At 43.1% G+C, this 22,350-nt stretch carries 16 protein-coding genes and 1 tRNA gene; 3 read left to right on the plus strand and 14 right to left on the minus strand.

The window, feature by feature from the left end:
* Positions 1–13: 13 nt before the first annotated feature.
* The 12 genes from rlmB to hprK all read right to left on the minus strand — a co-directional run bounded on the left by rlmB (position 14) and on the right by hprK (position 14,838).
* Positions 14–814 carry a 23S rRNA (guanosine(2251)-2'-O)-methyltransferase RlmB gene (gene rlmB / locus OCV60_RS05855; protein WP_334299236.1) on the minus strand — a complete coding sequence of 267 codons (801 nt, stop codon included), beginning with the start codon at positions 812–814 and terminating at the stop codon, positions 14–16.
* Positions 815–897: 83 nt separating this feature from the next.
* Positions 898–4,449: a DNA polymerase III subunit alpha gene (locus OCV60_RS05860; protein WP_021944842.1), complete on the minus strand. Its 3,552-nt coding sequence runs from the start codon at positions 4,447–4,449 to the stop codon at positions 898–900.
* Between the two features lie 82 nt (positions 4,450–4,531).
* Positions 4,532–5,086: a DUF5662 family protein gene (locus OCV60_RS05865; protein ID WP_117785204.1), complete on the minus strand. Its 555-nt coding sequence runs from the start codon at positions 5,084–5,086 to the stop codon at positions 4,532–4,534.
* A 270-nt stretch (positions 5,087–5,356) separates the two neighbouring features.
* Positions 5,357–5,429: transfer RNA gene (locus OCV60_RS05870), tRNA-Thr, on the minus strand.
* Positions 5,430–5,434: 5 nt separating this feature from the next.
* On the minus strand, positions 5,435–6,715 hold the full coding sequence (locus tag OCV60_RS05875) for a DUF4143 domain-containing protein (protein ID WP_021944840.1): 1,281 nt from the start codon (positions 6,713–6,715) through the stop codon (positions 5,435–5,437).
* A 120-nt stretch (positions 6,716–6,835) separates the two neighbouring features.
* Positions 6,836–9,556 (minus strand): tetratricopeptide repeat protein, encoded by a 2,721-nt coding sequence (locus OCV60_RS05880; RefSeq protein ID WP_021944839.1) that lies wholly within the window; start codon positions 9,554–9,556, stop codon positions 6,836–6,838.
* Positions 9,557–9,653: 97 nt separating this feature from the next.
* A complete protein-coding gene (locus OCV60_RS05885; protein WP_021944838.1) occupies positions 9,654–9,911 on the minus strand; it encodes an HPr family phosphocarrier protein in 258 nt (85 codons plus the stop codon).
* 9 nt (positions 9,912–9,920) lie between these two features.
* Positions 9,921–10,892: a DNA-binding protein WhiA gene (gene whiA, locus OCV60_RS05890; protein ID WP_021944837.1), complete on the minus strand. Its 972-nt coding sequence runs from the start codon at positions 10,890–10,892 to the stop codon at positions 9,921–9,923.
* A 16-nt stretch (positions 10,893–10,908) separates the two neighbouring features.
* Entirely contained in the window at positions 10,909–11,787 is an 879-nt protein-coding gene (rapZ, locus tag OCV60_RS05895; protein ID WP_117785122.1) for an RNase adapter RapZ, read from the minus strand.
* 1 nt (position 11,788) lies between these two features.
* The gene (gene murB, locus OCV60_RS05900; protein WP_021944835.1) at positions 11,789–12,697 is read right to left on the minus strand and encodes a UDP-N-acetylmuramate dehydrogenase; all 909 of its coding nucleotides are present in this window, start codon (positions 12,695–12,697) and stop codon (positions 11,789–11,791) included.
* 244 nt (positions 12,698–12,941) lie between these two features.
* Positions 12,942–13,883 (minus strand): ROK family glucokinase, encoded by a 942-nt coding sequence (locus OCV60_RS05905; RefSeq protein WP_021944834.1) that lies wholly within the window; start codon positions 13,881–13,883, stop codon positions 12,942–12,944.
* Positions 13,884–13,887: 4 nt separating this feature from the next.
* Positions 13,888–14,838, minus strand: a complete 951-nt coding sequence (gene hprK / locus OCV60_RS05910; protein ID WP_008401344.1) for an HPr(Ser) kinase/phosphatase — start codon at positions 14,836–14,838, stop codon at positions 13,888–13,890.
* 188 nt (positions 14,839–15,026) lie between these two features.
* On the opposite strand from hprK, the gene uvrC reads away from it, so the two are divergent.
* Positions 15,027–16,841 carry an excinuclease ABC subunit UvrC gene (uvrC, locus tag OCV60_RS05915; RefSeq protein WP_262529708.1) on the plus strand — a complete coding sequence of 605 codons (1,815 nt, stop codon included), beginning with the start codon at positions 15,027–15,029 and terminating at the stop codon, positions 16,839–16,841.
* Between the two features lie 358 nt (positions 16,842–17,199).
* Positions 17,200–17,796 carry a 5'-deoxynucleotidase gene (yfbR, locus tag OCV60_RS05920; protein ID WP_021944831.1) on the plus strand — a complete coding sequence of 199 codons (597 nt, stop codon included), beginning with the start codon at positions 17,200–17,202 and terminating at the stop codon, positions 17,794–17,796.
* A 505-nt stretch (positions 17,797–18,301) separates the two neighbouring features.
* On the opposite strand, the gene ftsH is transcribed toward yfbR, so the two are convergent.
* Together ftsH and OCV60_RS05930 are read right to left on the minus strand one after the other, a co-directional pair.
* Complete coding sequence (ftsH, locus tag OCV60_RS05925; protein WP_416810454.1) at positions 18,302–20,083, minus strand: ATP-dependent zinc metalloprotease FtsH; 1,782 nt, start codon at positions 20,081–20,083, stop codon at positions 18,302–18,304.
* Positions 20,084–20,322: 239 nt separating this feature from the next.
* Entirely contained in the window at positions 20,323–21,459 is a 1,137-nt protein-coding gene (locus OCV60_RS05930; RefSeq protein WP_021944829.1) for a hypothetical protein, read from the minus strand.
* Positions 21,460–21,611: 152 nt separating this feature from the next.
* Here OCV60_RS05930 and OCV60_RS05935 point away from each other — a divergent pair, with 152 nt between their 5' ends.
* The gene (locus OCV60_RS05935; protein WP_021944828.1) at positions 21,612–22,340 is read left to right on the plus strand and encodes a hypothetical protein; all 729 of its coding nucleotides are present in this window, start codon (positions 21,612–21,614) and stop codon (positions 22,338–22,340) included.
* Positions 22,341–22,350: the final 10 nt, after the last annotated feature.

Raw genomic sequence — 22,350 nt, forward strand, 5'->3', positions numbered from 1 at the left:
GTCTATTATCCGATCATTTTCGCTGCCTGTATGCTTCATATGCAAGAAGTGTCGCTGAAATTGCAGCATTTAAGGATTCCACCTGACCTGCCATCGGAATACGGATCAGGCGGTCAGCCTTTGCAGAAAGTTCATAGGTCAGACCGTTTCCTTCATTTCCGATCAGGAATGCATTGTTCTTTTCAAGTTTTCCCGCGTACAGATTCTGTCCGTCCAAATGCGCCCCATAGACAACAATTCCATGTTCCTTTAACCGGTCAACCGTACCCATGAGATCATCCACATAGACAAATGGCACCCGGAAGATCGTTCCCATTGTAGATCGTACCACCTTAGGATTGTATATATCACAGGAATCCCCTCCAATGATAATACCTGTAACGTCAGCAGCCTCTGCTGTCCGCACGATCGTACCCAGATTACCGGGATCCTGTATGGATTCCAGCACCAAAAAAGTGTTTCCACCCTCATGTTTAGCCATCACAGAAATCAAATCATCCATCGTGTAATGATATCTATCCACGACAGCAAGAAGTCCCTGCGGGGTTTTCGTCTGTGACATCGACTGAAACACACTGTCTGATACAACAACCAGTCGTCCGTCCTGTTCTGTGATCCCTTTTACAGAAAGCTCCGCTTCATATTTTCTATATGCCGTTTCCGATACAAACACCTGCTTTACCCGGTCAACCGGAAGTTCCCGGAACATACGGCTTCCTTCTACTATAAATACCTGTTCTTCTTTGCGGAATGCCGCATTTTTATTTAACTTGTTGATATTCTTTATCTTAGGATTTGAATTTGCAGTAATGATCTCCATACCTGCATCCTCCTGTCATTTTCTTTTCCAGCAATCCTTCAGGATCTGCCATGTAAGCAATCCAGACACGAACGCTGCTATTTCATCTTATTCGGACGAACGGTTACACGGCTGACACCATATTCCAGCTTCAGCCGGTCTACGATACCGGAAGCTCCGTCTACCATAAAGCCCCTTCCCATATTCTTGTATTGCTTTTCCTGTTTGATGAATATATATACCGGACAGTTTCCTTTATATTCTTCCAGGATTGACAGGAACTCTTTCTCCAGCTCATCATATTCTTTTCTATCATCAAAGCATACCCAGACCTGCAGATCACCCTCTGTAAATTCCGGTTTTCCTGTATTTTCTCTGCGAGGCTTCATCCTGCCACTGTTATTATAACGGCTGAAATCATTTCCTGCCGCCACTTCATCAAAGGTCAGGATCTCTTCCGCGATCAGCTTCGCGTCCTCCTCTGAAACCGTCGCCCGACCCTTTACAAAGATCTTATTATCTGCCGTCAGTTTCTCCCGGTAATCTTCATATTTCTTTGGAAATACAATGATCTCCGTCTGTCCGACCATGTCCTCCAACGTAACAAATGCCATGTTCTGATTGTTCTTTGTCAGCTTCACCGTAACACCTGCTACCATGCCGCCAAGAATACAGATACTCTGATCCGGAACTCTTGCCCGTCCTTCTTCCTCATCGATCATGAAATCCACCGATGAAAATGCCGTTTTCTCACTCATCAGTTTCTCATAATCAAGAAGCGGGTGACCGGATATATAGATACCAAGCACAGATTTCTCAAGTGCCAGCTTCTCCTGCTCGTCATATTCCTCTACATCCGGGAATTTCGTCTTTGCCGCTTCTGCAAACTCACCGCCAAAAAATTCTGCAAATGACATCTGTCCTGCAGATGAATTTTTCCGCTCTTTATAGACTTCATCGATCATCATCGGATATGCCATCATCATCTGGCGCCTCTTCACACCAAAGCTGTCAAATGCACCTCCAAGGATCAATGCTTCAACCGTCTTCTTATTGGTCTCCTTCGGTGTCATACGAACCAGAAAGTCCTTCATGTCTTTATACGGTCCATTTGCCTCCCGTTCTTCTACAATCCGGTCTACTACTGCACTTCCGACACTCTTGATCCCTGACATGCCATATCGTATCGCACCCTTGGCTGCTGAAAAGCCGCTGTAGCCTTCATTGATATCCGGCGGCAGGATCTGGATTCCCATCTGGCGGCAGGACTGAATATAACCCGCCACCTTGGAACTGTTATCCTTTACTGATGACATCAGCGCCGCCATAAATTCAACCGGATAATAGCATTTTAAAAATGCTGTCTGATAGGCAACAACCGCATATGCTGCTGCATGAGATTTGTTAAATGCATATTTTGCAAAATCCGTCATATCATCGAAGATTTTATTTGCTGTTGCCTCCGGGATGCCTCTGGCGATACAGCCCGGCACTCCTAATTCTTCATTTCCATATACGAAATACTGGCGTTCCTTCGCCATGACATCTGCTTTCTTCTTTGACATGGCACGGCGCACCAGATCGCTTCGTCCTAGTGTATATCCGGCAAGCTTCATAACGATCTGCATAACCTGCTCCTGATATACAATACAGCCATAGGTTGGTTCCAGGATCTCCTGAAGCTCCGGCACGTCATAGGTAATCTTCTCCGGATGTTCCTTACCATTGATATAGTTTGGAATAAAATCCATAGGTCCCGGGCGGTACAGAGAGATTCCGGCTATGACATCTTCCAGACTCTGAGGCTTTAACTCCTTCATGAAGTTCTTCATACCGGAACTTTCAAGCTGGAAGATACCCTCTGTCTTACCTGACGTAATCAACTCAAATACCTTTTTATCATCATAATCGATATGATCGATATCAATATCAACTCCGGTCTCCTGCTTTATAAACTTTACTGCATCCTGAATAACGGTCAGAGTACGAAGTCCAAGAAAGTCCATTTTCAGAAGTCCTAATCGCTCGATCGTTGTCATTGTAAACTGGGTGATGATCGAATCATCACCGCCTCTTGCAAGCGGTACATATTCATCGATAGAATCTCTGCCGATCACGACACCGGCCGCATGCATACCGGTATTTCTTGGAAGTCCCTCTAACTTTCTTGCCATATCGATCAACTGTTTGACATCTGCATTTTCCTCATACATCTCTTTCAGATCCTTGCTGACTTTCAGAGCTGTGTCAATATTCATGCCGATCTCCATCGGGATCGTCTTTGCTACCGCATCACAAAGTGCATATGGGAGATCCAGCGCGCGACCAACATCACGGATAACATTTCGTGCCGCCATCGTCTGGAAGGTTACGATCTGTACGACCTTTTCTTTTCCATATTTACGGACAACATAATCGATAACTTCCTGCCTTCTCTCGTAACAAAAATCCACGTCGATATCAGGCATGGATACACGCTCCGGGTTCAGAAATCGTTCAAACAGTAAGTTATAACGGATTGGGTCAATATTTGTGATCTCAAGGCAATAGGCTACGATACTGCCTGCCGCAGATCCACGACCGGGTCCGACAGCAATCCCATGATCCTTTGCATATCTTATAAAGTCCGATACGATCAGAAAATAATCTACATATCCCATTTTCTTGATCGTATTGATCTCATAGGTCAGACGCTCCATCAACTCCGGTGTTACCGGGTTATAACGCTTCCTGATTCCCTCCATACAGAGCTTTTCCAGATACTCCTCGGCCGTCAGTCCATCCGGCACATCAAATTCCGGCACCTTCTGCTCGCCAAATACGATCTCTACATTACAACGGTCTGCAATCTTCTGTGTATTTGCAAGAGCCTCCTTCGCATAAGGGAAAAGCTCATACATTTCTTCTTTGGATTTCAGATAATACTGTCCACCTGTATAGCGCATACGATCTTCTTCATGTACCTTCCGGTTTGTCTGGATACACAGAAGGATATCGTGTGCCTCCCAGTCCTCAGCAAGGATATAGTGAGAATCATTCGTTACGACCATCGGGATACCCAGCTCTTTGGACAACCGCATAACACCTGCATTTACCGTCGCCTGCTCTGCCAGCCCATGATCCTGCATCTCAAGGAAATAATTGTTTTCTCCAAATATCTTCAAATGACGGAGTGCTGCCTCTTTCGCTCCTTCATAGTTGTTCTTTCTTAAATTGACGGCAACCTCACCCGCCAGACAGGCCGAAAGCGCGATAATGCCCTCATGGTATTGTTCCAGCACTTCCATATCTACTCTCGGCTTATAATAAAAGCCCTCTGTAAAACCTCTGGATACGATCTTAGACAGATTCTTATATCCCTGATTGTTTTCTGCGAGCAGCACCAGATGATAATATCGTTCCTCACCTCTGGTATTCTCACGGTCAAATCGTGACCCCGGACTCACATAGATCTCGCAACCTATGATCGGCTTGATCCCCTCTGCCCTTGCTGCCTCATAAAAATCAATAACTCCATACATAACGCCATGATCGGTGATCGCAAGTGAATCATACCCCAGTTCCTTCGCACGCTTTACCAGACTCTTGATCTTCGCCGAGCCATCCAGCAAGCTATATTCTGTATGCACATGTAAATGTGTAAAATCCATATTTATCCCTCCGGCTTTTCAGCCTCTCTTCCGTTTGTTTACTTTCTCCAGTCTGACGTTACTGTCAATAACGATCTTATTTCTATTTTTTCTTCGGTCTTTTATTATGCAGTACTTCCCGCCGTATATAGTCAAAGGTATAATCCTCCCCTTTTTCTGCCAGCATCACCAGCAAACTCTCAAGCAATGCATCCGTTTCCGGATGGAGCAGATGATTCTTTCTAGCCTTACCTTTTCTGAAATATTCCAATGGGAAAGAATCGTTATACTTCTCTTTATTATAATTCTTACTTGCTGCAATCCGGTCACAGAACATCTCAACTACATATTTTTCCGGCATTTTACAGCCCGCTAACGCACCGGAATGATCTGTGCTATAATCTACCCAATATTCCAGATGATGCTTATTTCTTCCTTTATGATGCAGCCAGGCACTTGTATAGCCTTTATCCTCTCGTTCCGCATCATTCGGGCTTCGGTCTCCCTGATAATACTTCACCCCCACTGAGAACTCCGTCCAAGAGTATTTGGACAGATCATGCAGCAGTCCCTGTTTATATAAGCCTACCCGGAAGCAGTTTTTCATAACCAGCCACTTATGATGGTTGATCGTTTTCAAATGTTTATACCAGTTCATGTTCATGAAACTTTTCATCTCCGATTTTATTCTAAATATTATCCATCTTTTTATTGTATTTCATTTTTCCCTTTTTGCCAACACCCAAGGAAGCAGTTACCTGAGAAAAATTGCGATTATTTTTATCATCCATTAAAAACGGATAATACCTTCTCTTTATTATAATTTAATTTCATAATTCTGCCCCTAAACTGCCCCTAAAACCATTTTAAGGCATAAAAATACCCCGAATCCCTTGCTTTCTCTTAGGTTTCGGGGTATAAGGTTCAAAGCCGAAAAAGGGACTCGAACCCTCGACCCACGCATTACGAATGCGTTGCTCTACCAACTGAGCTATTTCGGCGTTTGTTAAAAGTTCCAGATGCCGTATAGCGGAACATTTAAAAGTCCGTTATTCATATACATGTCATCTGTTGAAATTCTGATAGACGTTGCATTGTTATATCTCTGCTTGAACACCTTGGAACTCTGTGCTTTCGTATGTGGCTCTGTCTGTACATCAACCGGTACAACCTCACCATCACCTTCATACACAAAATCAACCTTCGCTGTTGCAGATGATATCCAGAAGAACAACCTGCCAATATTCTTATTCGCATATAATTCTTCCATCGCATACTGCTCGGCTATCATGCCATCCATCGTATCAACGATATTGGTCTGATCTATATCATAATAATGAATGCCTGCCATAATCCTTAAAAGGCCATGATCCAAATGATAGATCTCAAAGGACTTTTCATCCACCTGCTCTGCAAGTGGCAATATACCATGTTTTACACGGTACACCTGACGGACAACTCCGATCCGTACAAGATGGTCAACTGACGACTCATACTCTCTGGCTCTCGCCTTTGGATCTACGTATCCGTACATAAACTTTTTATTCTCTTTGGTAAGCTGAACAGGAATACTGTTCCAGATCAGCATCACCTTTGTTAAAAGTTTCTTCGGTGTTACTTTTACTATATATTCGGTCATCTTGTCAAGTGTTTTTTGCAAAATACCGTCAACTTCTTCAAAATTTTCATTTTTGTAATATGCATTTACCGCTTCCGGCATTCCCCCGGTCACTAAAAATGCATCCAGCATCGTATCTACGCTTGCCCGTACCTCCTCCGGCAATCCTTCCAGTCTCTGGTTCTCAATGTACTTCCAGAGTTTTCTGCCTTTTCCTGCCTTTAAAAACTCATCAAAGGTCATCGGCGTTAACTCATACACAAAGAGATCATCCTGGCATTCTGCTTCACCCGGCAACATTCCATTCACTGTTGCAAGCATGCAGATTCGCACGCCGCTGCTTACCTTGGCATATTCTACCAGATTTGGAACCGCCATTGTACTAAGCTGTACATTATCAAAAATCAATAACTTTCCCTGAAAGTCATATTTATCCAATGAAGTTGTTAATTTCGCATGTAGTTTCTCCGGCTTTCTCTCCTTTGAAATATACTGACAAAAATCCGGATACTGCTCCAGATCGATAAGAATGTGTTCATCAAAAAAACCTGTAGCAAAATCAAGGGCTGCCCATGTCTTTCCTACAAACTTTCCTCCTCTAATGAGTGCTGCTTTATTTTCTCCAATCTCATACCATGTTGCCAGATTGTTCATGATATTTCTAAACATTTGTACTCACCTCTACGACAAACACATTTGTCATTTCTACATGCTGCTTCAACAGACACTTGCCCGAAGAATTATTCTCCGGGCAAGATACTGCTTTAAAACATATTGTTCTAAATTCTATTAAGCATCTTTTCCTATCGAAAGGAATCCATTCTCATTTGCCTTAAGAAGGAATGCAAGACCAATGTTCTTTCTGTTTTCACCTGTTGCTTTGTAGATCTCACCAGTCTCAACCAGAGATTTTGCAATCGTGTTCAATACATCTTTAAACTGCATCATCTCCCGTCTGTCCTTCGAACTAAGCTTAAAGATATACTGATTCTTTGAGCTGATCAAAAGAATACTGTATGTATGGATGTTATCCTTCGAACTTCTGATCGCAGAACCGATCATTCTGGAGTTCGCAATAATAACCTCTGCATTCTCATCTGGCAGATATTCTGATACAATCAGTTTATAAATCTTCAGATAATCCTGCTCTGCTGTCGCATTGACAGGCATCTCAGCCACCGCAAATTCAACAACAGAATCGGCGAGCTTGATCGTACCGCCTTCATCATTGATCGTTGCTGAACATTCTTTTGGAACACATAAGCGGAAAAACTTGTTCTCCACAATCTTCTGTCCCTTACCCGGTTCACGGATAATCAGATCTACATAATGCATTTCCAGTTTGTTCATCGCTACGATAGCAGTCTCATCACCGGTCTCTGCAAGCTCGATCAGTGCATCATACAAACTCCAGATCTGCTGTGTTGTAAACGGAACCAGTTCAAACAGCTTTTCGATAGCCGGAACGTAACCCATACTTGCATTTTCGATATAGAGCTTGATAGCCTCTTCGTTATCGAGTCCCTTTTCAACCTTATAATTAATAACTCTGAACAGATTTTCCTTATCCCAGTCATCAAAGTTCGCATTAAAGGCTTTCTCAAAATACTTGATACTCTTGATCTCGCCCTTATAATTTTCCTGTTTCTCCTGAAGCTGATAGATACGTCCAAGTTCATATCCTGCTCTAGCACTTCCAAGTCCAAGTGCTTCCAGATATGCTTTCTCAATCTCGTACGGCGTTGCTATATAGAAAATCTGCTGTTGTTTCATCATTGCGATCTTAATTGCTGCAGATTCACTTCCTGCCTGAACCGCTCTTTCCCATTTCTCAACGGCCGTCTGGAGATCTTCACCCTTCAGTTCCTCAAGATCCTTGATATAACCTTCTGCTTCCGGTATACCGTTCTCTCTTGCCTTCTTGAAATATTCCAGAGCCTTTCTTCCATCTCTCTTGGTACGGAGTAATCCATAATAATAAATACGTCCCAGATAGAATGCAACTCGCTTATGTCCCAGCCGTTCTGCATTCTCGTACCAGTTCAAAGCTTTCATGTAATCTTTCATCTGCTGATCGTATACATTACCAATCAGGAACGCAAGTTCCGGATCCTTCGTTGCTTCAAACAACTGCTTTGCATAACTGATCGTCTTTTCCAGATCACGGTATGGGCTGTCCTCATCATAGTATAGCTCTACAAGCAGATAACTTGCTTTGATGCTTCCAAACTTCAGTGCCTGCTTTGCAGCCTTCATGGCACCTTCATAATCTTCCAGATAGTAACAGTAGATTGCTTCATTGTAATACTGCATATCTCTCCGGTTTGCACTTTCTTCACTGACCAGTGTCGGATCAATAAATGCAAATGAGTTTGCTACCTCGAAGATAATCTCCTCGTACTGTTCAATGATCTCCATCGTTGCACATACGAAACGCATACATGCCAGTCGTCTTCCCTGATAGAACGCAAATGAAACAATACCCTTTTCCATATCCTTATGGTAGTATGTCGTGCAGATACCATCTGCATACTCTGTAATATATGCTTTCAACTGTAAATCTTCGTCAAATGCATCATTACAATATCTCAGATAGTTTTCCAACGTCTTCTTAGAATCCTTTGGTATACTGTCGTAATAAACATAGATTGCAAAGTCTTTATATGTAAGACTTGGTGCGTAATATTCTTCACCGGTTGACTCATTAATCGTCTTTACCCAGTCTTTTGGAAGTTTGTGGATATATCCTTCCACCTGATTGTGTACATAGGAATACTGATACTGTAACCTGGATGCCTCGATCACCTTATATCGTGGCTCTTTTCCCTTTTCTTTTCTTCTCTGGGAAATCTCCGTATACAGCTTATCTTTTTCCTCAAATTCCAGACTGTCTTCATGTGTGCTTGCATATAACACGCGCTCATAAGATGCCCTTGCCTTTGCATCACCGGCATCAGCAAGCTTCTTATACCACTGCATTGCCTTTTCCAGATCAACAGGAACGACGAAATCACTCTTATTTCCATATTCATCAATCCGGTTCAGACCGCTTTCATAAATAGAACCAAGGCTCATGTATGCTGCCTTGATACCATAATCCGTTGCTGCCATCTCGAAGTACTTGATTGCCTTTGAAAAATTCTGGATTTCCAGCATCATCTTAGCAAGCTTGTATATCACATCACCATCACGGTTCTGATTCACATACTTCTCGTAGTACTTTGTAGACTTGTTCATATCTACATTTATTTTTGCGTTGCGGTAAACACCCTTTTCATAAAACTCAGCAAGTGCGAGAAGGGCATCATCTCCATATGATTTGTACTGGGTATCCATAATACCGATATCTGCAACCTGTTCCAGTATCTTAACAGATTCTTCAGAATCACCATTATCCATAAGATTCATAGCCTTGTTATACTGTAACTCTACATTATTAACCGGCGCTTTCTTTTTCGAGAATCTGGACACGAAAGGTATTTTCTTAAAAATCCCATCAAAAAATCCCATATCTGCTTCCTCCGATGACACATATCCATTAATAATCTGATTTTATCACATTCAACCAAAGCGTGCAATAAAAACACCAATTAATTAACAGAAGATTTTATGCATTCGCTGTCAGATATTCTGAGATCTCCTTTACTGCTGCTGCTTCATCTTTTCCATCTGCAATGACCGTAATCTCCTGTCCTTCTGTAAATCCCATACTCATCATGCCCATAATGCTCTTGGCATTGATTTTTTTGTCATCTGATACAAGATGGATCTGGCTCTCATACTGACTTGCGATCTGTACAAGTACTGCCACTGGTCTTTCTTCGGTTCCTTCGGTCATGGCTACCTTAACTGTTCTTTCTAACATTTTTTCCTCCTACACATACGACTTTTGTCTTAGGTCTTCTGCTATTTCACTTATTTTTCTTAATCTATGATTGACTCCCGATTTTCCAATGGGAGGATTCATCATCTCGCCTAATTCTTTCAGCGACGCATCCGGTTCTTCCAGCCGGAGTTCTGCAAGACTCCGCAGATTATCCGGAAGATATGTGATACCTCTTGTTTCTATCACATAATTGATATCCTGGATCTGTCGGACAGCCGCACTGACTGTTTTATTCAGATTCGCTGCTTCGCAATTTACCCTGCGGTTTACATTATTACTTATATCTTTTAATATTCTCACATTTTCCATATTCATTAAAGAAATGTGAGCGCCCATGATGTTCAACATATCAACGATCATGGTTCCATCCTTTATATAACAGACACTATACTTTTTTCTGGCAATGACACGGCTTTCGATATCAAGCTCCGCCATGATCTTCCCGATCATTCCGGCACGATCCTCATTATTACAGACAATCTCCAGATGATATCCTTTCTTCGGATCACTGACCGATCCGGATGTCATAAATACACCTTTGATAAATGCCCGTTTGCAGCATTGCTGCTGCACAACCATCCGGTTGACTGTCATATCCTGACAGCTTACCTTTGCTACGCCATTCTGAGATATCCCAAAATCAGGCGAGAGCTTCAGTGTCTGCATCATCCGTTCGATCTCCTGTTGCTGATCTAACACCATCCGGTAGATTCGGCTGTTGCTCCCGGTTCTTTTTACGGAACATTCCATACGGATATCAAATAATACCTTGATCAAAGCTGCCATCGTCTTTGCTATAATACTGCGTTCTGTCGTTATACAGAGTTTAAAGAGTGAACCATTCCTGTACCATACATCTGCCACCATCGACATCATTCCTGAAAGCTCTGCGATCCTGCAGTGTCTGGCACTGCTGATATTCTTCGCAAGTTCTGCTTTTACTTCCGAGGAAAAGGACATATGTCTCACTCCTGTTCTACAATTTCTTTACGACTGCATCTTTTCCGATATCACGGTGATATATTCTCACAGTGTATGTGGATTTCTGCAGACGATTATATACTTCATTCGCGATCGTTACAGAACGGTGTTTGCCACCGGTACAGCCGATCGAGATAACAAGCTGGTTTTTGCCTTCTTTAATATAATTCGGAATCAGGAACTGTACCAGATCTATAAATTTATCCAGAAATTCCGGTCCTTCCTTACAGTTCATGACATAATCCTGAATCACCTTATCATTTCCGGTCAGTGGTCTCAATTCTTCATCATAATAAGGATTTGGCAGGAATCTTACATCCTGCACAATATCCGAATCTCTTGGGATTCCATATTTGAAGCCAAATGACATAATGGTAATGATAAAATTCCCATATTCCATATTCTGCACAAAGATCTTATCCAGTTCAGATTTAAACTCCCGAACCAACAAATTCGTTGTATCTATGATATAATCAGCTTCATCCTTGATAAAGCCGATCAGTTCTCTTTCTTTTTTGATACCATCTATGATCCTTCCGTTCTTTGCAGATAATGGATGATTCCTTCTTGTTTCCTTGAACCGTTTTACCAGCTTCTCATCTGAACATTCCATAAACAGGATCTCATACTGGTATCCATTTTCTTTCATGTCATTTAAGCAGGCATTCAACTGGCTTAACGCTCTTCCACTCCGGATATCGACACTGATTGCCACGTTATCAACTTGAATCTGTTCATCATATGCAATTTCCGCAAAACGCTTAATAAGCTGGATTGGGAGATTATCCACACAGAAGTATCCTGCATCCTCCAGCGTTTTCATCGCTGTTGTCTTTCCTGCGCCGCTCATTCCTGTCACAATTACAAATCTCATCCTAGAATGCCCCCAGTGTCTTTATCTCAAGCTCCAGATCCACACCGGAACTGTCTTTTACTTTTTTCTTTACATCGTCTACCAACTGCATGACATCAGCCGCCGTTGCGCCGCCTTTGTTCACCACAAAACCACAATGCTTCTCTGATACCTGAGCTCCTCCTACAGTATAACCGCGAAGTCCCGCATCCATAATCAGTTTTCCTGCAAAATATCCCTCCGGTCGTTTAAAAGTCGATCCTGCCGACGGATATTCCAGTGGCTGCTTTGAGATTCTCGCTTCTGCCAGCCGTTTCATCTCTTCATCTATCTTATCCATATCTCCGGTCTGAAGTTCAATTACAGCTTCCAGCACAACCAGACCATCCTGTTCTGCCTTACTGTGGCGGTAGCCGAATTCCATATCTGCACCCGCGATCTCATAGATCTGTCCATCCTGATCCAGCACCTTTACAGATGTGATAATATGCTTCATCTCTCCGCCATATGCTCCTGCATTCATATAAACAGCACCACCAACGCTACCCGGTATACCAGATGCAAATTCCATTCCGGTCAGTCCGTGCTGTTTTGCTGTTACCGCAGTTTTGATCAGGGATGCACCTGCCTGCGCAGTAATCCTTGTTCCTTCCACCGTGATCCTAGACATTCCATCTGCTATATGAATGATCATTCCACGATAGCCATCATCTGATACCAGTAAGTTGCTTCCATTTCCCATAATAAAAAACGGAACTTTTTCCTTTTTACAGAGGTCTGCAAGCTCTGCGATCTGCTCCGGTTTCTCCGGTTCAGCAATAAAATCTGCTTTTCCACCGATCCGGAAGGTTGTATATCGGTTCAAAGGTTCTTTTGTTTTTATTCTGTTTTCTCCTGTGATCGCTGCTGCGCTCTCATAAAACGATGTCATATAATTTTAAACTCCTGACCTGTTTTTATTCCGGATTCTCAAGAATCTTATAAACCTGATAGACAAAACAAAGCCTTTAACATAAGGTTTTGCATGCTGTTCCAGTTGATTTCTCAAAATCTCAAACACTACCACACAATATCATACATTAAAGGCTTTTAGAATTCAATATTAAAAATGTATAGAATTTTCAGGGCGTTTCAACCCGATTTATGTAATTTACACATAGTTTACTTAATACTTTTTACTGATTCAGTATACTGCACGCACCACCATACATACCCGCATCATTACCAAGTGTAGCAAGTGCAAACTTGGTCTGTCTACATGCATGAAATGCATATTGTGCAAAATATTTTGCAGTTGTATCGATCAGGATATCTCCTGCTCTGGATACGCCACCACCGATTACGAAGATTTCAGGATCTACTACACATGCGATCTGGGCAAGTGCTTTTCCAAGAACCTTTCCATGATTTTCTACCAGCGTTGCTGCAAGCTCATCACCTTCTTTTGCTGCATCAAAGATCTCTTTTGCTGAAATGTACTGGATCTGACGAAGCTTGGATGGCTTGTCTGTTGTATTTAAAATGATCTTTGCCATACGAACGATACCGGTTGCTGATGTGTACTGTTCCAGACAGCCCTTGTTACCACATCCGCATACTTCTGTCTCGTCGTCATTTACGCAAATATGTCCGATCTCACCGCCTGCACCGTTGGTTCCCGCGAGCATCTTTCCATTTAAAATAATACCGCCACCGACACCGGTTCCAAGTGTTACCATTACGATATCCTTATGGCCTTTTCCACCGCCCTGCCACATCTCACCGAGCGCTGCCATGTTTGCATCATTTCCGGCTTTTACAGGAAGGTCTAATAATTTGCTGAGTTCTTCTTCTACATTGAAGATTCCCCATCCAAGATTTACACATTTGATAACCGTGCCGTCTGCCTTTACAGGACCCGGAACACCCATTCCAACACCTGCTACATCAGACTTCTCGATCCTTTTCTCTGCCAGTTTATCTTCAACAGATGCTGCGATATCGCTTAAGATATATTTTCCGCCTTCATCTGTTCTTGTTGTGATCTCCCATTTCTCAACCATCTCACCCTGTGTTGTAAACAGACCGATCTTTACGGTTGTTCCTCCGATATCTACTCCAAATACATAGTTTGCCATTTTTCTACTGCTCCTCCTTATTTGCATTGCCCTTCATGATATTCTGCGTCACTCTGTTATATAATTCCTGTGCCGCATTATATCCCATCTTCTTCTGTCTGTGGTTAACCGCTGCAGATTCAACAATGATCGCGATATTTCTGCCCGGACGGATCGGAATATTATGACTTACGACTTTATTTCCAAGAAATTCCGTGTACTGGTCTTCCAGTCCCAGACGGTCATACTCCGTATCCTTGCTCCACTCTTCCAGATTGATGACCAGATCGATGTTCTGATCCAGCTTTACACATTCTACACCAAACAGTGATTTTACGTCAATGATTCCAATACCACGCAGCTCGATAAAATGTCTGGTAATATCCGGCGCCCGTCCAACCAGCGTCGCATCACTGACCTTCTTGATCTCAACCACATCATCTGCAACCAGACGGTGGCCTCTCTTGATCAGCTCCAGAGCAGCCTCCGATTTACCGATACCACTCTCACCCATGATCAGAACACCTTCGCCGTATACATCGACCAGTACAGCATGTACGGATATTCTTGGTGCCAGTTCTACATGGAGCCAACGATCTACCTCATGTACAAATGCAGATGTAACGGCACTTGATGTGAGGACAGGCACTCCGTGCTTCTTTCCTGCTTCTATAATAAATTCATATGGTTCCAGATCTCTGCAGAATATCAGACACGGCGGCTTATATGAGAAAAATTCATTTATGATCTTGATATTTTCTTCCTCTGTATGCATCGCTGCAATATAGGCATGTTCTACATTTCCGCATATCTGGATACGTCCTGCATCAAAATGTTCAAAGAATCCTCCAAACTGTACCGCCGGGCGGTTCATACCCGGATCCTGGATCAGCACCTTATCGGTATCGATCTCCGGTGTATAATTCTTCAGATTCATTTTCTCTATGAGTTTGGATACTGTTATACTATAAACCATCTTCTCCTCCTGTTTTCCCTAGTTTCAGTTCTTGTTTCATTATATTCTACAACCTATTTATCGTCAATTCATCAATTTATTTTTTCAGGAAAAAAGCCACCTGTTTTCTGAATCTTATGTTATACTGATTTTTATGTGTGAATCTGCTGTTTTTAGAATACGCAGCGGAAAGGATATGAATTCAAAGTATGTTTAATTTTGAAGAAGAATTAAAAAAACTGCCTCATACACCGGGTGTCTATCTGATGCATAACAAGACCGATGAAATCATCTATGTCGGCAAAGCCATTGATCTGTATAACCGGGTACACCAGTATTTTCAGTCAGGATATAAACGCTCACCTAAAATCGAAAAAATGGTCAGCCACATCGCGTGGTTTGAATATATCATCTGCGAATCTGAAATTGAAGCACTGGTGCTGGAATGTAATCTGATCAAAGAACACCGTCCGCACTACAATACAATGCTTACGGATGACAAAAGCTATCCATACATCAAGATCACAGTCAACGAGGATTTCCCTCGTATTCTGTTCTCGCATCAGATGCACCGGGATCATGCCAGATATTTTGGTCCTTATACTAATGCAGGTGCTGTCAAGGATACCATTGATCTGTTAAAAAAACTATATCATCTGCGAAGCTGCAACAAAAAGCTGCCACAGGAAACAGGGCTGGATCGTCCATGTCTGTATTACCACATCGGACAGTGCAAGGCTCCCTGTCAGGGTTACATCTCAAAAGAGGACTACAGCAGACAGGTAGGACAGGCAATCCATTTTCTGACCGGGCATCACCAGCAGACGGTAAAAGAACTGGAAGAAAAGATGAAACGGTTGGCAGCCGATATGGAATTTGAACAGGCGGCAGAGGTTCGTGATCTGATCGAAAGCATCAAGCACATCGCATCAAAGCAGCGTGTTGACAACACAACAACCGATGACCGTGACGTGATCGCGATGGCTACCAACAACATGAACGAAGGCGTTATCTCGGTCTTTTTCATCCGAAACGGCAAGATGATCGGCAGAGAACATTTTCATATGACCGGTGTGCAATCGGAATCTTATGGAGATATTATGGCTGCATTTTTAAAACAGTATTACGCTTCTACTCCATTTCTCCCTAAGGAGATTATTCTGGAGCATGAAGTAAATGAGCAGGAGCTGATCGAACAATACTTAAGCGAACGACGGGGAAATCTGGTACACATCCTCACACCTCAAAAAGGTGACAAAGCCAAGCTGTTAAAGCTTGCGCGTGACAATGCTTTTCTTGTTCTGACACAGGATACTGAAAAGCTGAAACGGGAGCAGGCTCGAACAGAAGGTGCTGCAAAGGAACTGGCAGAACTGATCGGTGTCCCATCTGCCAAACGGCTGGAAGCCTTCGATATCTCGCACATCAGCGGCTACCATTCGGTTGCTTCGATGGTGGTCTTTGAAAATGGAAAAGCCAGACCCAATGAATACCGCAAATTCAAATTAAGAACGATCGACGGACCGGATGACTACGCCAGTATGCGCGAGGTTCTGACAAGACGATTTACCGATGAACGTTTTAAGGTCTATCCTGACATCCTTATGATGGATGGTGGTAAGGGACAGGTCAACATTGCCCTGGAGGTTCTTGACGAACTGCATCTGAATATTCCGGTCTGCGGTATGGTAAAGGATGACTACCACCGGACCAGAGGACTGTATTATAACAATAAAGAAGTGGAATTTCCAAAGAATACACAGGCATTTGACATGGTTACCCGTTTGCAGGACGAAGCCCACCGTTTTGCCATCGAATATCACAGAAGCCTCAGGAGCAAATCTCAGGTACATTCTATCCTTGAGGATATACCGGGCATCGGCCCTGCCAGACGAAAGGATCTGATGGGGTACTTCAAGGATATTTCAAGGATCCGGGAGGCATCCATCGAAGAACTGATGCAGGCGCCATCCATGAACCGGAATGCCGCCGAAGCGGTGTACGGATTTTTCCACAAGGAGTGAGCTAACCTGTGAATATATCTGCAAAAGATGGAAATAGCATAATATATTTGGACACTTTTGACCTTACCAACCAGGGGACGTTCCCACTCGTTTCCACTCTGTGTAACTTCAAACTAACCTCGGCTAAGCCTCGCTAAGGTCTCAGTTACTCCTGCAGCGGTACTAAGATGCTGCTAATGCACCATCACACCACAGGGGTGCGCTTTCGTTCTAAGCTCGTGCAAGCACTCACTAAGTACGAAATGTGAGTACCGGCGGACTCAAATGCCCCTGTTTTGGTAAGTCAAACTGTCCAAATATAATTTACTTTCTTATTTTTTTGCAGATATATTCACAATTATTTAATAAGGAGATAAAGATGGAATATAATTTTTTTGCTATGATTTCAAGGATGAAATACATCGACCGCTGGGCGTTGATGCGGAATACAAGGGAAGAAAATCTGTGTGAGCACAGCCTGGAAGTCAGCATTATCGCTCATGCACTTGCCGTGATCGGCAATACCTATTATGAAAAGGATCTGAATGCAGAGCGGGCTGCTCTGATTGGACTTTACCATGACGCTTCAGAGATCATAACCGGTGATATGCCGACACCGGTCAAGTATTATAACGACGCTATCAAGGAATCCTTTAAAATGATCGAGAAAACAGCCTGCTACAAGCTGTTAAACAAACTGCCGGATGAAATGAAACCACAGTATGAACCACTCTTCTTCCGCCAGTCCGGAGATGAATATATCTGGAAGCTTGTAAAAGCGGCAGATAAACTATCTGCTCTTATCAAATGTATGGAAGAAACCTCTGTCGGCAATCCGGAATTCTCCAGCGCCTACGAATCCACAAAGGCTTCTGTCGACAAGCTGGCTGCCGACCTTCCGGAGGTTGAACGTTTTCTGTCTGACTTCCTCCCTGCCTACGGCAAAAACCTCGACCAGCTTCAATACGACCGATAATGCTTTATATAGGTATTCTATCGATTTACGCAGTTATACTTTTTAAAAGTCATTAATACTATAGGTATCATACAACTATTATTCCGCAAAACGCTCTCGCTCTACCCTCATGTAACGGTACTAGACTCCCTGCCTTCGGCAGCTCATCAAGGACCGACATTCGGGCAGGTTTGCTTCATAACAGTGTATAATACCTATAGTGTTAATGATTTTTTCTTTCTCAACTGCATAAATCGATCACCTATATCCTATAAAGCATTATCGGATTAACAAAATGTCCACTTTTTTGCTAATAGACCATTTCTATGCTGATCCACAAGATATATCAAAAACACCGTCCCCAGTCTGATATATCACACACTGTTATGAAGCAAGCCTTTCCGAGCGTCGGTACTTAAGTTGCGTCTTTTGCAACTTTATGTACCGCTACGCCGAGGAATAGAGCGCAAGCGCCTTGCGGAATAATAGTTGTGTAATATACCAGACTGGGTACGGTGTTACATTCCTATCTCTGTGGTTCCACCTGAGCAAGAATTGACATGAATTCTTTGCCGGTGATCGTTTCATGTTCTATAAGGAAGCTGGCGATAGAATCCAGGGCTGCCATATGGGCAGACAAAAGTTTCTTTGCTTTATTATAGGAATCTCGCAGCATATCACGGATCTCCTTATCAATCTTGGTAGCGGTCTCATCCGAACACTGAAGGGCAAGATTTCGGTCCAGATACTGTCCTTCTATTGATTCAAGCTGCACCATGCCGAATTTATCTGACATACCATACATGGTGATCATGGCTCTGGCTGTCTTGGTCGCCTTCTCGATATCATTTGATGCTCCTGTTGTCACGGAGTCGAATTTCAACTCTTCTGCAGCACGTCCGCCGAGCAGGGTTATAAGCTCTGCTTCCAGTTCTTTCTTGGATTCGAGATATTTCTCTTCTTCAGGAACCTGCCATACATAACCAAGGGAACCCATGGTTCTTGGAACGATCGTAATCCTCTGGATCGGCTCCGTATGCTTCTGGAGTGCTGCAAGCAATGCATGTCCGACTTCATGATAAGCAACGATCTGCTTTTCTTCTTTACTGAGCAGACGATCCTTTTTCTCTTTTCCGGCAAATACAACCTCTACCGCACCGATCAGATCCTGTTGGGAAACCAGAATTCTGCCATCTCTGACAGCGGCCAGCGCTCCCTCATTTATAATATTGGCAAGATCCGCACCAACCGCACCTGAAGTTGCAAGTGCCAGTTCATGAAGATCAACCGTTTCATCCATCTTGACATTCTTGGAATGAACCTTCAGTGTATCGATTCTTCCCTTCAGATCCGGCTTCTCTACGATAACTCTGCGGTCAAATCGTCCCGGACGAAGAAGTGCCTTATCAAGCACCTCAGGACGATTCGTTGCTGCAAGGATCACAATACCCTTTGATGTATCAAAGCCATCCATCTCTGCAAGAAGCTGATTCAGGGTCTGCTCCCGTTCGGAATCTCCGCCATGCCTGGAATCTCTGCTTCTTCCAATTGCATCGATCTCATCAATAAATATAATACATGGTGCCATCTGTGTCGCCTGTTTGAACAGATCTCTGACACGGGAAGCACCCACTCCGACATACATCTCTACAAAGCTGGACCCGGACATAGAAAAGAATGGTACATTTGCTTCACCTGCCACTGCTTTTGCAAGCAGGGTCTTACCGGTTCCCGGAGGGCCGACAAGCAGTGCCCCCTTTGGCAGCTTCGCTCCGATATCCAGATATTTCTTTGGATTGTGCAGGAAATCGACCATCTCTGTCAGAGATTCCTTAGCCTCTTCCTCTCCGGCAACATCCGCAAAGGTAACACCTGTTTTCTTCTCAACGTAAATCTTCGCATTTGCTCTACCTACACCGCCGCTTCGTTTCATGATCATCGACAGCAACAGATAGAATGCAACGATCATTACAATGTAAGAAATGATCGTGCCAACCATGGCACTTCCGCTTTCATCTACACCTTCATATTCTGTTCCATATTTTGTCTTTGCCTGACGAAGCTTCTCTGCCAGACTGTCATCCGATATTCTGGTTGCAGTATATTTCGTCTTACTGATCACCTTATCATCGGCATTATTTTCAAATACGATCTTACTTCCGTAGATCTTTACGGAACCAACCTCGCCCTTATCTAACATCTCGATAAACTGACCATATGTGACTTCCTCTTCCCTGCCGGATGACACCCGGTCAAATACGCGCCAGAATAAAAATGTCAGTAAAATGGAAATAACCAGGATCACCATGATCGAGCGGTTGTTTCTTCCTTTATTTCCATTATTATTGTTATTGCTGTTATTATTGTTATTATTGTTGTTATTACTGTTATCAGGTAAATTGTTGTCCAATCAGAACCTCCTTTTTATACAGCCTGCCTGCTGTATTCTTCTTTTGTATATATTCCCGGCAATTTCGCATCCATTATAACCACGTTTTTCCCGGCTTTCAAGATGGCACCGCTTTTGTTCATGAAGATTTAACCTTTCTATTCACCCAGATAGTCCATCGCAATACCAAGAGAGGTTTCTCCTCTGCTGATCGTCAGACTCCATTTTCCAATCTGAAGTTCTGTATAATTTGCACTGGAATCATCCGCAGAATACTCCTTTTCCTGATAGGCGCAAATCATCTCTGTTGACCGTTCCAGACTGTCGCCCTGAAGTGTTTCATCCTCAAGTGCCATTACCAGATCTTCATAGATCTGATCCAGACAGAAACCGTCATCGACATCCGGAGGATACTGCCATATACGGACAGAGTGGATCGCCTGTGTGTTCAGATCACTGTTTATGCTCACATCAATGCCACATTCGTCATCTGAAATATACTTTTCTTTGTTATAGTATGTAAATGTATCTCCATTTTGATACGAGTATTCATACAAACTCAGATTTCCGGCAGTTCCTGTACTTGTATCTTCAAATAAAATGCCATCTTCCTCCGCATTCTGTAAAAAATCAGCCTCCAACTCATCACTGGTGACACCCTCATAATGAGCCACACCATCACAGGCTTCTCCCCGGTCGAACACCTCATCAGCCGATAATCCGACCAGACTGTCTGTACCATAATCCGTAATTTCTCCCGGCTGATAGATATAACGGTAACTGTATCCGTCCTCATCTACAAACATATCCTCATCTTGTTCATCCATCATCTCATGCATTTCATCCAGCGAGTCCTGCAGCTCCTGCTCATCCCGGTACTGCTGCCATACATCCCACAAACTGCTCGTCCGGAAACATACTCCAATTGCAGCCAGAAAAAGCAGACCAGAGATCACGCCCTCTGCTTTTTTCGATTTCTTCTTTGTCGTATAGGTCGTATCCGGATTCGGTATAGGTTTTGCCGATGTTGGAGTACGATTCGCCCATTTCGGAAGCTCGGTTTCAAACTCATCATGGCAATCTGTTACTTCATCCTCAACTTCAGGTTTGTCCGCACTGTAGTCCGATACATCCCCACTATATTGATACTCTCTCTGATAATCTTCAGGCTCTCGTCTTTCGTTCAGATAAAAGGTGTGACTGGTTTCAATCGGTGTCACAAATCGTTTACAGGTTTTGCAAAAATTAATACTGTTTACTTTTCCATCACATATTGGACAGATCTTTGATCCCATAAGTACCTCCTCTTTCTTTTCGATACTTTGTTTCTACCGCTAACTTTATATTCTTTTTTGTCATACGTCAATATTCTTTTCTCCGGCTTGACATCCCCATTAAAAGTCACTATTATTTCTTTAACTTATGATCTACAGGAGGTTTAAGTCGCATGCCCGGTTTTCTGATGCATCTGATCGAGGGTGAAATGATAATCAATAAAATAAATACAGGTGTAACTTCTGCGGCAGATTCCCATCTGTCGGCAATAAAATCCGCCCCTGAACAGTTTCTCCTCGGCTGTATCCTGCCGGATATCACGGATAATAAAGAAAAAACGCATTTCCGTCCGGCATGGCAGAAGAACCTGATCACAAAATATCCGGAGCTTGCTCATATCCGTGCCCTCTACCCGGATGATGCGATATTGTCACCGGCTGACTATGGCATCCTGGCACATCTCCATCTGGATACTCATTATGTGACTGATTTCTGGCCGGAATATTTCACTATAGAAGATACCGCAGGAAATACCTGTTTTGATACAAGACACCCTTTGTATGTTCACATTTTCTCACAACCGGAAAAAAAGATTCCTCTGGCAGAATTTTTCTCTGACCGGTACTTTTATGGAGAATATGATAGGATCAATCCACGTCTACTAAAAGACTTTCATCCATATATACCGGAACAAATCACTTATCAGCCGGAGCTTGTACATATTACAGAATGCCGGCCGGAAGATCCGTCACAGATCACAAAAGCTCTGCAGACGTACATTATTCAGAATCCGTCACCTGCCCCGGAAGCTTCCGTCACCCGTGCTGAGATTTTTCCATATGATGCAGTCATTGAATTTCTGGAACATATGGCAGATACATTTTTTACAGAATTCATTTAACCTGTCTTCC

Origin of the sequence: Coprococcus ammoniilyticus, from assembly GCF_025567345.1 — a bacterium.
In the GTDB taxonomy this organism is placed as follows: Bacteria; Bacillota; Clostridia; order Lachnospirales; family Lachnospiraceae; genus Coprococcus; species Coprococcus ammoniilyticus.